Raw genomic sequence first — 14,801 nt, forward strand, 5'->3', positions numbered from 1 at the left:
GATCACCGACAGCAGGTCAGAACCCTTACAGGACACGCCCTAGGCCACGAGAGTTCCCCTGGGGGCGTCCCGGGGCGGGACCGCAGCAGCGTCCACGCCATCGCGGCGGTGAACGCGGCGGCCAGCAGGAAGCCCTCGGGGCGGGTGAGGGCCATCAGCGCCGCGACCACCGGCGTCCACCGGAAACGGGGACGTTCGCGAAGGTAGGACAGCAGGGTGCCGGTGACCAGGGCCGCGAGCAGGCCCACCTCCATCCCGCTGGCCCCGCCCCACAGCAGCGGCCCGCACAGCGCGGTGAGCAGTCCCGCCCACCATCCCGCGGCACGCCCGCCCAGCCGGGTCGCGGCGGCCGAGGTGAACGCCGCGGCGAGGGCGACGCCGACGACCCCGCCCGCGACGGCGACGGCGAGCAGCCACCGGCCGTCGAACCCGACCGCGTGCGCGGCGCCGAGCAGGACCATCCACAGCAGGCTCGACGCGCCCGTCGTGATCTCCGCACCCGGCTGGTAGCGCAGCGGCTCGCCGTCGCCGAACTGCCGGGCGTACTGCAGGTGGATGTAGACGTCGTCGAGCGGCGGGACCAGGCTCCCGCGGTTGTAGGCCAGCGACACCGCGACGAACCCCGCCCCGAGCAGCAGCGCCACCGCCCCGGAGACGACGGGCGCGCGGGTACTCCGGTCGGTGGAGGGGGGCGTCACGCCCCGCATCGTCGCCGGTCGGGGTGCGGATACCTGCATGAGGGTGCCGGGGGTCCCTCCGTAGAATCCGGGTGGTGAATCCCGACGTGCTCGCCGACCTGGTCCGTGACGTCGCGCGGGACGTGCTGCTCCGACGCGACCTGGACGTCTCCGCACTGCCGGCCGATGCGGGTGTCGAGCGTCCCCGCAACCCCGACCACGGCGACTACGCGACCAACATCGCGCTGCGCACCGCCAAGAAGGCCGGCGTGAACCCGCGCGAGCTCGCGACCTGGCTGGCCGAGGAGCTCGCGACCCGTGACGGCGTCGCCAGCGCCGAGATCGCCGGGCCCGGCTTCATCAACCTGCGCCTGGCCGCCGACGCCCAGGGCGCGATCGTCGGGGAGGTCCTCGCCGCGGGCGCGGGCTACGGCACCGGCGACGAGCTGGCCGGGCGCAACGTGAACCTCGAGTTCGTCTCCGCCAACCCGACCGGCCCGCTGCACCTGGGCGGCACCCGGTGGGCCGCGGTCGGTGACGCGCTGGGCCGGGTGCTGTCCGCGCGTGGCGCGAAGGTCACCCGCGAGTATTACTTCAACGACGCCGGCGCCCAGATCGACCGGTTCGTCGGCTCCCTGGTCGCGGCCGCGCAGGGCGAGCCCGCCCCGGAGAACGGCTACGGCGGGGACTACATCGCCGAGATCGCCCAGCGGGTAGTCGCGGCCGAGCCCGGCGTGCTGGACCTGTCCGACGCCGAGCGGGACGAGGTGTTCCGCCGGGTCGGTGTCGGCTTCATGTTCACCGAGATCAAGCAGAAGCTGGGGGAGTTCCGCGTCGAGTTCGACGTGTGGTTCCACGAGCAGTCGCTGCACGACTCGGGTGCGGTGGAGACCGCCGTCGCCGCGCTCAAGGAGAAGGGCTCGCTCTACGAGTCCGACGGCGCCTGGTGGCTGCGCTCGACCGACCACGGCGACGACAAGGACCGCGTCGTCATCAAGTCCGACGGCCGCCCCGCCTACATCGCCGGCGACATCGCCTACCTGCGCGACAAGCGGGCCCGCGGCTTCGACCTGTGCATCTACATGCTCGGCGCCGACCACCACGGCTACGTCGCCCGGCTCAAGGCCGCGGCGGCCGCGTTCGGCGACGACCCGGCCGTGGTCGAGGTGCTGATCGGCCAGCTGGTCAACCTGGTCAAGGACGGCACCCCGGTCCGGATGAGCAAGCGCGCCGGCACCGTCGTGACGATGGACGACCTGGTCGGGGCCGTCGGCGTCGACGCCGCCCGGTACTCCCTCGTGCGGTCCTCGGTGGACTCGGGCCTGGACATCGACCTGGACCTGCTGGCCAGCCGGACCAGCGAGAACCCGGTGTTCTACGTCCAGTACGCGCACGCCCGGCTGTCCTCGCTGGCCCGCAACGCCGCCGACCTCGGCATCACCCCCGGCGAGGACTACGGCCTGTTGTCCCACCCGCGCGAGGGCGACCTGATCCGCACCCTCGGCGAGTTCGGCGACGTCGTGCGCACCGCCGCCGAGCTGCGCGAGCCGCACCGGGTCGCCCGCTACCTGGAGTCGCTCGCCGGCGCCTACCACAAGTTCTACGACTCCTGCCGCGTCCTGCCCCAGGGCGACGAGGAGGTCTCCGACCTGCACCGCGCGCGCCTCGCGCTCTGCGTCGCCGCCCGCACGGTGCTCGCCAACGGCCTGGCGCTGCTCGGCGTCGACGCCCCGGAACGGATGTGACATGAGGGCACACCCCGCAGGCCCGATGCACGCGGGCCTCACCCCCGCGCCCGAGTCGGCCGGGCCCCGCCCGGAGAGCGCCGCGGCGCTCGACGAGCTGGCACCCGCGGTCTGGCCGCGGCACGCCGCCCGCGGCGCCGACGGCGCGCTGCGCCTGGCCGGGGCCGACGTCCGCGACCTCGCCGCGGCCCACGGCACCCCGCTGTTCGTGCTCGACGAGGACGACTTCCGCGGGCGCTGCAGCGAGTTCGCCGCCGCGTTCGGGGCCGAGGCCGTGCACTACGCGGCGAAGGCGTTCCTGTGCACCGAGATCGCCCGCTGGGTCGCGCAGGAGGGCCTGTCGCTGGACGTGTGCTCCGGGGGCGAGCTGGCCGTGGCGCTGCGCGCGGAGTTCCCGCCCGAGCGGATCGCGCTGCACGGCAACAACAAGTCCCTCGCCGAGCTGGAGGCCGCGGTCGAGGCGGGGGTCGGCGGGATCGTCGTCGACTCCTTCGACGAGATCGCCCGGCTCGCCGACGTCGCCGCCGCGCGGGACACCGTCGCGCCGGTGCTGATCCGGCTCACCGTCGGCGTCGAGGCGCACACCCACGAGTACATCGCCACCGCGCACGAGGACCAGAAGTTCGGGTTCTCCATCGCCGGGTCCGACACGAAGGACTCCGCGGCGCTGGAGGCCGCCCGCCGTGTGCTCGCCGCGAGCCACCTGAGCCTGGTCGGGCTGCACAGCCACATCGGCTCGCAGATCTTCGAGACCGAGGGCTTCGAGGCGGCCGCCCGCCGCGTGGTGAAGGTGCTCGCCGACCTGCACGCCGAGCACGGCGGCGAGAACCTGACCGCGCTGCGCACCCTGGACCTCGGCGGCGGCATCGGCATCGCCTACCGGCCGGGGGACACCCCGCTGTCGATGCCGGCGCTGGCCGAGGAGCTGCGCGCGATCGTCAAGCGCGAGTGCGCCGCCTCCGGGCTGGACGTGCCGGCGATCGCCGTCGAGCCGGGCCGGGCCATCGCCGGGCCGGGCACCGTCACCGTCTACGAGGTCGGCACCGTCAAGGACGTCCCGCTCGGCGGGTACTCCCGGCGCTACGTCAGCGTCGACGGCGGGATGAGCGACAACATCCGCACGTCCCTCTACGACGCCGAGTACGACGTACGGCTGGTGTCCCGCGCCAGCGGGCACGACTCGGTCCCCGGCGGGGACGTCCCCGTGCTGTCCCGGGTGGTCGGCAAGCACTGCGAGTCGGGTGACATCGTGGTGCGCGACTGCTGGCTGCCGGCCGATCTCGCGCCGGGCGACCTGCTGGCCGTCGCGGCGACGGGGGCCTACTGCTATGCCATGGCGTCGGGGTACAACCGGCTGCCGCGCCCTGCTGTCGTCGCGGTCCGTGACGGGGTCGACCGGACCCTGTTGCGTCGCGAGACACTGGAGGACCAGTTCCGTTTCGAGGTGTGAGCGCACCCGGGTGAGAACCGCCACCCGGACCTGTCTGCACCCGCCCGACCAGGAATGATCGGCGCGCGCCCGAGGGGTGCGCGCACGCGAGGAGGACACGTGGCGAGCGAGACCGGCGCCGTCCGGGTGGCACTGCTGGGCTGCGGCACCGTCGGCACCGAGGTGGTCCGGCTCATCACCGAGCAGGCCGACGAGCTGGCCGCACGGGTGGGAGCCCGCATCGAGCTGGCCGGGGTCGCCGTGCGGCGACCGCACCGGCACCCCTGGCTGACCGAGAACTTCCCGGACCTGGTGACCACCGATGCCGGCGAGCTCGTGACCCGCGACGACGTCGACGTCGTCGTCGAGGTCATCGGCGGGATCGAGCCGGTCCGCGGCTGGCTGCTGGAGGCGCTCAAGTCCGGCCGCTCGGTCGTGACGGCGAACAAGGCGCTGCTGGCCGAGGACGGCCCGACGCTGGCCGAGGCCGCCGACGCCTCTGGCGCCGACCTCTACTACGAGGCCGCCGTCGCCGGGGCGATCCCGCTGCTGCGCCCGCTGCGCGAGTCCCTGGCCGGGGACCGCATCACCCGGGTCGCCGGCATCGTCAACGGCACCTCGAACTTCATCCTCTCCGCCATGTCCTCGGGCGGGACGTCCTACGCCGACGCGCTGGAGGAGGCGACCCGGCTGGGCTACGCCGAGGCCGACCCGAGCGCCGACGTCGACGGCTACGACGCCGCCTCGAAGGCCGCGATCCTGGCCTCGCTGGCGTTCCACACCCGCTTCACCGCCTCCGACGTGCACCGCGAGGGCATGCGCGAGGTCAGCTCGGCCGACGTCGCCGCCGCCCGCAGGCTCGGCTGCACGATCAAGCTGCTCGCCATCTGCGAGCGCGTGGTGGCCCCGGACGGGACCGAGTCGGTCTCGGCGCGCGTCTACCCGGCGATGGTCCCCGACTCGCACCCGCTGGCGGGCGTCGACGGCGCGTTCAACGCGGTGTTCGTCGAGGCCGAGGCCGCCGGCCAGCTGATGTTCTACGGCCAGGGTGCAGGCGGCGCGCCGACCGCCTCCGCGGTGCTCGGCGACCTCGTCGCGGTGGCCCGCAACCGGGTCGGCGGCGGCCGCGGGCCGCGCGAGTCGGCCTACGCCAGCCTGCCGGTGCGCCCGATCGGCGAGGTGCCGACGCGCTACCACGTCGACCTCGAGGTGGCCGACCGTGAGGGCGTGCTCGCCGCCATCGCGAGCGAGTTCGCCCGGCACGGCGTCTCGATCGCCGCGGTCCGCCAGACCGGCGGTGTGAACGGCTCGGTGGACCGGGCCGACGGCTCGGACCGCAGCCAGGCCCGGCTGACGGTCGTCACGCACTCGGCGCCGGAGGCCGCGCTGTCGGCCACGGTGTCGGCGCTGCTGGACCTCGACCACGTGCTCGGCGTCGCGGGCGTGTTGCGGGTCGAGGGACTGGGCCGCGCGGTGAGCGCACTGGGTATGGGCGAATGACCACAGGTGGGGGATCAGGGAGTGGACCGGTCGTGACGGACAGCGTGCGAGGAGTCCGGGGGCCGGCCTCCGGTCCCTTCGGCCCCGTGACCCAGGTCGCCGGTGCGGTCGCGCCGCCGCCACCCGGCCAGTGGCCGGGTGTCATCGAGGCCTACCGCGACCGGATGCCCGTGCAGCCGGACTGGACCGTGGTGACGCTCGGGGAGGGCGGCACGCCGCTGCTGCCGGCCCCCCGGCTGTCGGAGCTGACCGGCTGCCAGGTCTACCTGAAGGTCGACGGCGCCAACCCGACCGGCTCGTTCAAGGACCGCGGCATGACGATGGCGGTCACCGCCGCGCTCGCCGACGGCAAGTCCAGCGTGCTGTGCGCCTCCACCGGCAACACCTCGGCGTCGGCGGCCGCCTACGCCACCCGTGCCGGGATGACCTGCGCGGTGCTCGTGCCGACCGGGAAGATCGCGCTGGGCAAGCTCGCCCAGGCCGTCGCACACGGCGCCCGGATCCTGCAGATCGACGGCAACTTCGACGACTGCCTGGAGCTGGCCCGCAAGACGACCGCCGACTACCCGGCGATCGCGCTGGTCAACTCGGTGAACCCGACCCGGATCGCCGGCCAGGCCTCGGCCGCCTACGAGATCTGCGACCAGCTGGGCCGCGCCCCGGACGTGCACTGCCTGCCGGTCGGCAACGCCGGCAACATCACCGCGTACTGGCACGGCTACCGCGGCTACCACGCCGACGGCGTCATCGCCGCGCTGCCGCGGATGTTCGGGTTCCAGGCCGCCGGCGCCGCGCCGCTGGTGCACGGCGCCCCGGTGAGCGACCCCGAGACGATCGCGACCGCCATCCGGATCGGTGCCCCCGCCTCGTGGAAGGGCGCGACCACCGCGCGCGACGAGTCGAACGGGAAGTTCGCGGCCGTCACCGACGACGAGATCCTCGCCGCCTACCGGATGCTGTCCGCGCAGGAGGGCGTGTTCGTCGAGCCCGCATCGGCGTCCAGCGTCGCCGGGCTGCTGCAGAGCCACGCCGACGGATCGCTGCCCACCGGCTCCCTCGTGGTGTGCACGGTGACCGGGCACGGCCTGAAGGACCCCGACACCGCCCTGCTCACCGCGCCGGACCCGGAGATCGTCCCGATCGACCCCGGGGCGGTCGCGGCGGCGCTCGAGCTGGCCTGATGGGTCGCCCGACGCGCGTACTGGTGCGGGTCCCGGGGTCGACGGCCAACCTCGGCCCCGGCTTCGACTCCCTCGGCATGGCCCTGGCGCTGTACGACGAGATCGAGGTCGAGACGTTCGAGACGCCGGGGTTGTTCGTCGACGTCGCGGGGCAGGGCTGCCGGCACGTCCCGCGCGACGAGCGGCACCTGGTCCTGCGGGCGATGCGTCTGGCCTTCGAGACGTTCGGCGGGGCGCCCGCGGGGCTGCGGCTGCGCTGCCTCAACGCGGTGCCGCACTCACGCGGCCTCGGCAGCTCCGCGGCGGCCGCCGTCGCCGGGGTGACGGCCGCCGCCGTGCTGGCCGGGCGGGACCCGGAGCTGGAGCGCGACGCGCTGCTGCAGCTCTCCGCCGGGATGGAGGGCCACGCCGACAACGCCGCGGCCAGTCTGCTCGGCGGGTTCGTGGTGGCCTGGGAGGCGGCGGGCTCGGCCCGGCGCTTCCACGCCGAGAAGCTGGACGTGCACCCCGACGTGCACCCGGTCGCCTGCGTGCCCGACGTCGAGTCCTCGACCAAGACCACCCGGGGGCTGCTGCCCGAGCAGGTCCCGCTGGCCGACGCCGCGTTCACCGGCAGCCGCTGCGCGCTGGCGGTGCTGGCGATGACCCGGCGGCCGGACCTGCTCATGGCGGCCACCGAGGACCGGCTGCACCAGCCCTACCGGCGTCCGGCGTACCCGTCGTCGCTGCGGCTGGTCGAGGCGCTGCGGGAGCACGGCGTACCCGCCGCGATCTCCGGCGCCGGGCCGACGGTGCTGGCCCTGACCGGCGACGGCGCGCTGCCCGACGGCGTCGACACCGACGGTTTCGCGGTGCAGCGGCTGCCGGTCGACACCACCGGTGTGCAGGTCGAGGTCCGCTGAGCACCGGTGCCCGCCGGGAACGTGAGGTACGCGACCCCGTGCGTCGGCGCGTCGCCCGAGGGGGTTGTTGCCGCCCCGGGGTGTACGGACTAGTCTCGCCCGTGCATGGCGATCCACGCGACATCGGCGTAGTCTTGCGGCCGGGCCCGCTCGCCCGATCTCCTTTCTGAACTGGACTCGGAATCCCGAACGGGCGGCCTGACTCCCGCGACGTCGTCGTGGGACTCCATCTGTGAATGCTGCCGATACGGGGTCTCCGTATCGGCCGAGCGTGTGACATCCCCTGACCTGGACAGGTAACCGGGTCGGTCAGGAAGGAACTCTGTGAGCGAGACCGATCTCGCCGGTACCGGGACCGCGTCGGCCGAGGCGGCGCCCCGCCGACGCGGCGGCCTGTCCGGCATGGTGCTGGCCGAGCTGCGCCAGCTGGCCACCGAGCTGAACGTCCCGGACATCTCCGGCATGCGGAAGGGCGACCTGATCGCGGCCATCAAGGAGCGTCAGGGCGGAGCGGCGGCGGCCCCCGCGAAGAAGCCGAAGGCGAAGGCGGACCCCGCCACCACCGGCTCCGACGGTGCGGACGCGCCGCAGCTCGCCCTCGGCGACACCGCCGCGGCCCCCGCCGGCAACGGCTCCGCCGCGACGGCCGCCCCTCAGGCACCCGCCGAGCAGGCCGGTGACCAGGGCGGACAGGCCGGGCAGGTCGAGGCCCCCGCGCCGCGCACCCGTCGTCGCCGTGCTGCGACCCGTCCGGCCGGCGCTCCCGACGCCATCGCGACCGACGCCGCCGCCGACGACCCCGGTACCTCCGCCGGCAACGGTGCGGCCCCGGCCGCCGCCGAGAGCGCCCCGGCCGCCGCGCCCGAGCAGGCCGCCCCCGCCGCGAGCGCGCCGGAGCAGGCCGACAGCACCCCGGCCCCGGCCGAGGAGCGTCGTGAGGACGCCGACGGTGCCGGTCGTCGTGGCCGGACCCGCCGCCGCGGGCAGGGCGACGACAACGGCCAGAAGGACACCGCCCCCAGGGCGCCCCGAAGGACACCGCCACGGACGCGGGCCAGCGGGACGCGGGCCAGAAGGACGCCCGGCGCGACGCCGACGGTGACGACCCCGGCACCGACGGCGACCGCCGTCGCGGCCGTGGGGCCGAGCGCGGTGCCGACCGCAACGGTGCCGACCGCAACGGTGCCGACCGCAACGGTGCCGACCGCAACGGTGGCGACCGCACCGGTGAGGGCCGCGACGACAACGGCCGCGGCAACGGCGACAACGGCCGTGGCGGGCGCAACCGCGACGGCGACGACTCCGGCCGCGGCAACCGCGGGAACCGCAACAACGACCGGACCGGCGACCGCGGCGACAACCGCGGCGAGCGGAACGGTGACCGGAACAACGACCGCAACGGTGACCGGAACAACGACCGGAACAACGACCGCGGTGCCGACCGGAACGACTTCCGCGACGACGACGGCGACGACGGTGACGGCCGCGGCCGCCGCGGCCGCCGCTTCCGCGACCGCCGTCGCGGCCGGGACCGCGAGCGCACCGGTGGCGGCGCCACCGGCGGTGGCGTGGACACCGAGATCCGCGACGACGACGTCCTGCTGCCGGTCGCCGGCATCGTGGACATCCTCGACAACTACGCGTTCGTCCGGACCACCGGCTACCTGTCCGGCCCGACCGACGTCTACGTGTCGATGTCGATGGTCCGCAAGAACGGACTGCGGCGTGGTGACGCCATCACCGGCGCCGTCCGTCAGCCCCGCGAGGGCGAGCAGCAGCGGCAGAAGTTCAACCCGCTGGTGCGCGTCGACTCGATCAACGGGCGGGACCCGGAGGCCGCGCGCAACCGGCCCGAGTTCACCAAGCTGACCCCGCTCTACCCCAACGAGCGGCTCCGCCTGGAGACCGACCCGTCGCAGCTGACCACCCGCGTGATCGACCTGATCATGCCGGTCGGCAAGGGGCAGCGTGCGCTGATCGTCTCCCCGCCCAAGGCGGGCAAGACGACGATCATGCAGAACATCGCGAACGCGATCACCACGAACAACCCCGAGTGCCACCTCATGGTCGTCCTCGTCGACGAGCGGCCCGAGGAGGTCACCGACATGCAGCGGTCGGTGAAGGGCGAGGTCATCGCCTCGACCTTCGACCGCCCGCCTGCAGACCACACCGCCGTCGCCGAGCTGTCCATCGAGCGGGCCAAGCGCCTGGTCGAGATGGGGCACGACGTCGTCGTCCTGCTGGACAACATCACCCGCCTCGGGCGCGCCTACAACCTGGCCGCGCCCGCGTCGGGCCGGATCCTGTCCGGTGGTGTCGACTCCACGGCGCTGTACCCGCCGAAGCGCTTCCTCGGCGCCGCGCGCAACATCGAGGACGGTGGCTCGCTCACCATCTTCGCGACCGCGCTGGTCGAGACCGGGTCCACGATGGACACGGTGATCTTCGAGGAGTTCAAGGGCACCGGCAACGCCGAGCTCAAGCTGGACCGGAAGATCGCCGACAAGCGGATCTTCCCGGCCATCGACGTCGGCGACTCGAGCACCCGCAAGGAGGAGCTCCTGATGTCGCCCGACGAGCACGCGGTGATGGTGAAGCTCCGCCGCGTCCTCGCCGCGCTCGACGACCAGCAGGCGCTCGACCTGGTGCTCAGCCGCCTCAAGAAGACCAAGACCAACATCGAGTTCCTGATGCAGGTCGCCAAGAACACCCCCGGCAAGGACGAGGACTAGTCCGAGCCGTGCCGTCCGGGCCCCGGTGGGAATTCCGCCGGGGCCCGGATGGTTGAATGGACCGTCAGCTTCCCGGCACCGGTTCACCCTGGTCGTACCAGGGACCCGGCGGCCAACGATGAGGAGAGAGCCATGCGCGAGGGAATCCACCCTCAGTACGTCGACACCCAGGTCACCTGCGGTTGCGGCAACCAGTTCACCACCCGCAGCACCAAGAACAGCGGCGCCATCAGCGTCGAGGTCTGCTCCGCCTGCCACCCGTTCTACACCGGCAAGCAGAAGATCCTGGACTCCGGTGGCCGCGTGGCCCGCTTCGAGGCCCGCTACGGGAAGCGCGAGCGCGCCGCCAAGTAGCTCCCGACACGGCGCCCGTCGCCTCGCCGCACGCGAGGAGGCGGGCGCCGTTTCGCGTTCCCGCCCCAGCGCCTCGAAGGAATCCCCGATGAGCACGCAGTCGGTCGACGCCCTGCTCGACGAGCACGCCGAGCTGGAGCAGCGCCTCGCCGACCCCGACGTCCTCTCCGACCAGGCGCAGGCCCGCAAGCTGGGCCGTCGCTACGCCGAGCTCGGCCCGGTCGTGCGCTGCGCCCGCGAGCTCGCCCAGGTCCGCGAGGACCGCGACGCCGCCCGTGAGCTCGCCGCCGAGGACCGCGCCTTCGCCGCCGAGGCCGACGCCCTGGACACCCGCATCGTCGAGCTCGAGACCGAGCTGACCGAGCTGCTGCGCCCGCGTGACCCGCACGACGGCGACGACGTCCTGATGGAGGTCAAGTCCGGCGAGGGCGGCGAGGAGTCCGCGCTGTTCGCCGGCGACCTCGTGCGCATGTACAGCCGCTACGCCGAGAGCCGCGGCTGGAAGGTCGAGGTCCTCGGCGCGACCCCGTCCGATCTGGGCGGGTACAAGGACATCACGCTGTCCCTGCGCAGCAAGGACCCGGTCGACGGGGTGTGGGCCGCCTTGAAGTTCGAGGGCGGCGTGCACCGCGTCCAGCGCGTCCCGGTCACCGAGTCGCAGGGCCGCATCCACACCTCCGCGGCCGGCGTGATGGTCTTCCCCGACACCGACGACGCCGGGGACGTCGAGATCCACGACGCCGACATCCGGGTCGACGTCTACCGGGCCTCGGGGCACGGCGGGCAGAGTGTCAACACCACCGACTCCGCCGTGCGGATCACGCACCTGCCGACCGGCATCGTCGTGACCTGCCAGAACGAGCGCTCCCAGCTGCAGAACAAGGCCCGCGCGATGGACGTGCTGCGGGTCCGGCTGCAGGCGAAGGCCGAGGCCGAGGCGGCCGAGGCGGCGTCGGAACAGCGTCGCTCGCAGGTCCGCACGGTGGACCGCTCGGAGCGGATCCGCACCTACAACTACCCGGAGAACCGGATCTCCGACCACCGCGTCGGGTTCAAGGCCTACAACCTGTCCGCGGTGCTCGACGGCCACCTCGTCGACGTCCTCGCCGCTCTGACCGCGGCCGAGCGCGCCGAGGCCATGGCGGGGGAGCAGGGACAGGAATGATCCCCCGCTCAGGTGATGCTCCGGTCACCTGCGGTGTCCCCGCGCCCCGCAGCCGGGACACTGGAGCCGTGACCGAGACGACGGCGAGCCCCACGACCGGCAGCCGGCTGCCGCTCCGGGTGGCGATCGCGGAGGCCGAGCGCACCCTGGCCGCCGCCGGTGTCGCGTCGCCGCGCGTCGACGCCGAGCTGCTCGCCGCGCACGTGCTCGGCTCGTCGCGGTCCACGCTGCTGATGACCCCGCTGGTGGACCCGCCGGTCGTCGAACGGCTGCAGACCCTCGTGGCCCGCCGCGCCACCCGCGAACCCTTGCAGCACATCCTCGGCACCGCGGTACTCGGCCCGGTCGAGGTCGCCGTCGGACCAGGGGTGTTCACCCCGCGCCCGGAGACCGAGCTGCTGCTGGAGTGGGGCCTCGCCGCGATCCGCGACGTGAGCCGCCCCCGGGTGCTCGACCTCTGCACCGGCTCCGGCGCGCTCGCGCTGGCCTTCGCGGTGTCCCGGCCCGACGCCGAGGTGCACGCTCTCGAGGCCGACCCGTCGGCACTGTCCTGGACCCGGCGCAACCTCGACGCGCACGTCGCCGCGGGCGGGCGCCCGGTGACCCTGCACGTCGCCGACGTCCGGTGGACCGACCTGCTCATCGAGCTGGAGGGTGCGGTCGACCTGGTCGTCTGCAACCCGCCCTACGTCCCGGACGGGACGCCGGTGCCGCCCGAGGTGGAGCGGTGGGACCCGCCCGGCGCCGTGTTCGGCGGGCCCGACGGCACCCAGATCATCCAGGCCGTCGTACGCGGGGCCAGCGGATGGCTGCGGCACGGCGGGCACCTCGCGATCGAGCACGACGACACCCACGGCGAGACGGTCCCGGCACTGCTGCGTCGCCGGCGCACGCTGGGTGAGGTCACCGAGCACGACGACCTCACCGGCCGCCCGCGCTTCGTCACCGCCCGCCGCGTCCCCTGCCCCTGACGCCCGTCCCACCCAGCGGGGAGCGGTCGTCCGGACGTCCCGCCGGCGCCGCGGATGTGAGCCGCCCCGCACCCCCGCGCGGCACGGTCGTATCCTCGCGGATCGTGAGTGCACCGCAGACCCAGCCGCTGTTCGACTGCAGCGTCCCCGCCGAGCGCGCACGCGGTCTGACCGCCGCCGCGCGCGCCGTCCGGGCGGGTGAGCTGGTCGTCCTGCCCACCGACACCGTCTACGGCATCGGCTGCGACGCGTTCAACGGCACCGCCGTGCGCGCGCTGCTCGCCGCCAAGCGGCGCGGCCCGGACATGCCGGTCGGCGTGCTCGTCGGTTCCTGGACCACCATCGACGGCCTCGTCTCAGGAGTACCGCAGTCCGCCCGGGCGCTGATCGAGGCGTTCTGGCCGGGCGAGGTGTCGCTGGTGCTGGAGCACGCGCCGTCGCTGGCCTGGGACCTGGGCAGCACCCGCGGGACGGTGATGCTGCGCATGCCGCTGCACCCGGTCGCGCTGGAGCTGCTGCGCGAGGTCGGGCCGATGGCGGTGTCGAGCGCGAACACCTCGGGCAACCCGCCGGCGTCGAACGTGACCGAGGCGATCACCCAGCTGGCCTCGAGCGCGCAGGTCTACCTCGACGGCGGCCCGTCCGGTGACCCGGTCGCCTCCACGATCGTCGACCTCACCGGCGCCCGGCCGCGCATGCTGCGCGAGGGCGGGGTGACCGCCGAACAGGTCGAGGAGGTCGTCGGCCAGGAGGTCGACCGGGTCTGAGGGGGCCACCCGCGGGTGTGATCACGCCTGCACGGCCGCGGCCTGCGGGGATGGCAGCGGGTAGCGTGTCCCGGCGTGAGCGAGCAGACCTTCTGGGGACCGGACTTCCACGCACTGCAGCAGCAGGACCCCGAGATCGCGGGCGTCGTGCTGGACGAGCTCGAGCGCCTGCGCGGCGGACTGCAGCTCATCGCGAGCGAGAACCTGACCAGCCCCGCGGTGCTGGCGGCGCTCGGGTCGACGCTGTCGAACAAGTACGCCGAGGGCTACCCCGGCCGCCGCTACTACGGGGGCTGCGGCGTCGTCGACGTCGCGGAGAACATCGGCAACGCGCGCACGAAGGAGCTCTTCGGCGCCGAGCACGCCAACCTCCAGCCGCACTCCGGCGCGAGCGCGAACCTCGCCGCCTACGCCGCGTTCGCCAAGCCCGGCGACACCGTGCTGGCCATGGACCTCAAGCAGGGCGGCCACCTCACGCACGGCAGCAAGGTCAACTTCTCCGGCCTGTGGTTCAACGCGGTGTCCTACACGGTCCGCGAGGACACCGAGGTCATCGACTACGACCAGGTCCGGGACCTGGCCAAGCAGCACCAGCCGAAGATCATCATCGCCGGTGCGACCGCGTATCCGCGCCTGATCGACTTCGCGGTGTTCCGCGAGATCGCCGACGAGGTCGGCGCCAAGCTCATGGTCGACGCCGCGCACTTCATCGGCCTGGTCGCCGGCAAGGCGATCCCGTCGCCGGTGCCCTACGCCGACGTCGTCACCGCCACCACGCACAAGGTCCTGCGCGGCCCGCGCGGCGGCATGGTGCTGTGCCGCGAGGAGCACGCCAAGGCCATCGACAAGGCGGTCTTCCCGTTCTCCCAGGGCGGCCCGCTGATGCACGCGGTCGCCGCGAAGGCCGTCGCGATGAAGGAGGCGGCGCAGCCGGAGTACCAGGCCTACGCCCGCCAGGTCATCGCGAACGCCCAGGCGCTGACGACGAGCCTGGAGTCCGAGGGCATGCGCGCCGTCTCCGGCGGCACCGACAACCACCTCGCGCTGCTGGACCTGCGTCCGATCGGCGTCACCGGGTCGGAGGCGGAGACCCGCTGCGACCGCGCCGGCATCACGCTGAACAAGAACGCCATCCCCTACGACCCGGCGCCGCCGATGAAGCCGTCCGGCATCCGGGTCGGCTCGCCCAGCGTCACCACGCAGGGGATGACCGAGGCCGACATGGCCGAGGTCGGCGCGCTGCTGGCCCGCGCGGTCAAGGCCGAGCACGACACCACGGCCGGCGACGCCGAGCTCGCCGACGTCGCGAAGGCGGTCACCGCGCTCGTCTCGAAGGCACCGGCCTACCCTCGGGGGTGACCTGAGACCCACGGCGGAG

12 protein-coding genes and 1 pseudogene are annotated in these 14,801 nt (G+C 73.8%); 12 read left to right on the plus strand and 1 reads right to left on the minus strand.

What is annotated here, in order from left to right:
- Positions 1–2: 2 nt before the first annotated feature.
- Entirely contained in the window at positions 3–698 is a 696-nt protein-coding gene (locus AC0GKK_RS20990) for a hypothetical protein (RefSeq protein WP_489882354.1), read from the minus strand.
- Between the two features lie 74 nt (positions 699–772).
- Here AC0GKK_RS20990 and argS point away from each other — a divergent pair, with 74 nt between their 5' ends.
- The 12 genes and pseudogenes from argS (at position 773) to glyA (ending at position 14,782) form a co-directional block, all read left to right on the plus strand.
- Positions 773–2,422 carry an arginine--tRNA ligase gene (argS, locus tag AC0GKK_RS20995; protein WP_224401550.1) on the plus strand — a complete coding sequence of 550 codons (1,650 nt, stop codon included), beginning with the start codon at positions 773–775 and terminating at the stop codon, positions 2,420–2,422.
- Position 2,423: 1 nt separating this feature from the next.
- Complete coding sequence (lysA, locus tag AC0GKK_RS21000; RefSeq protein WP_251784139.1) at positions 2,424–3,872, plus strand: diaminopimelate decarboxylase; 1,449 nt, start codon at positions 2,424–2,426, stop codon at positions 3,870–3,872.
- A 99-nt stretch (positions 3,873–3,971) separates the two neighbouring features.
- A complete protein-coding gene (locus tag AC0GKK_RS21005; RefSeq protein WP_489882355.1) occupies positions 3,972–5,351 on the plus strand; it encodes a homoserine dehydrogenase in 1,380 nt (459 codons plus the stop codon).
- 164 nt (positions 5,352–5,515) lie between these two features.
- The gene (gene thrC / locus AC0GKK_RS21010; RefSeq protein ID WP_244326353.1) at positions 5,516–6,532 is read left to right on the plus strand and encodes a threonine synthase; all 1,017 of its coding nucleotides are present in this window, start codon (positions 5,516–5,518) and stop codon (positions 6,530–6,532) included.
- On the plus strand, positions 6,532–7,434 hold the full coding sequence (thrB, locus tag AC0GKK_RS21015; RefSeq protein ID WP_346108982.1) for a homoserine kinase: 903 nt from the start codon (positions 6,532–6,534) through the stop codon (positions 7,432–7,434). The genes thrC and thrB overlap by 1 nt, the downstream gene beginning before the upstream one ends.
- Positions 7,435–7,836: 402 nt before the next feature.
- Positions 7,837–7,887, plus strand: a pseudogene (locus AC0GKK_RS21020) (hypothetical protein); the annotation flags it as partial.
- 1,115 nt (positions 7,888–9,002) lie between these two features.
- A complete protein-coding gene (rho, locus tag AC0GKK_RS21025; protein ID WP_489882356.1) occupies positions 9,003–10,166 on the plus strand; it encodes a transcription termination factor Rho in 1,164 nt (387 codons plus the stop codon).
- Between the two features lie 132 nt (positions 10,167–10,298).
- Positions 10,299–10,520, plus strand: coding sequence for a 50S ribosomal protein L31 (gene rpmE / locus AC0GKK_RS21030; RefSeq protein WP_062397374.1), 222 nt, complete (start codon positions 10,299–10,301; stop codon positions 10,518–10,520).
- Positions 10,521–10,608: 88 nt separating this feature from the next.
- Positions 10,609–11,685, plus strand: coding sequence for a peptide chain release factor 1 (gene prfA, locus AC0GKK_RS21035; protein ID WP_251784133.1), 1,077 nt, complete (start codon positions 10,609–10,611; stop codon positions 11,683–11,685).
- Positions 11,686–11,753: 68 nt separating this feature from the next.
- Positions 11,754–12,656 (plus strand): peptide chain release factor N(5)-glutamine methyltransferase, encoded by a 903-nt coding sequence (gene prmC / locus AC0GKK_RS21040; protein WP_062397371.1) that lies wholly within the window; start codon positions 11,754–11,756, stop codon positions 12,654–12,656.
- A 104-nt stretch (positions 12,657–12,760) separates the two neighbouring features.
- Positions 12,761–13,423 carry an L-threonylcarbamoyladenylate synthase gene (locus AC0GKK_RS21045; protein ID WP_476652472.1) on the plus strand — a complete coding sequence of 221 codons (663 nt, stop codon included), beginning with the start codon at positions 12,761–12,763 and terminating at the stop codon, positions 13,421–13,423.
- A gap of 75 nt (positions 13,424–13,498) precedes the next feature.
- A complete protein-coding gene (glyA, locus tag AC0GKK_RS21050; protein WP_405415363.1) occupies positions 13,499–14,782 on the plus strand; it encodes a serine hydroxymethyltransferase in 1,284 nt (427 codons plus the stop codon).
- The last annotated feature ends 19 nt before the right edge of the window (positions 14,783–14,801 follow it).

This window comes from Pseudonocardia sp. P-1 (genome assembly GCF_058111925.1).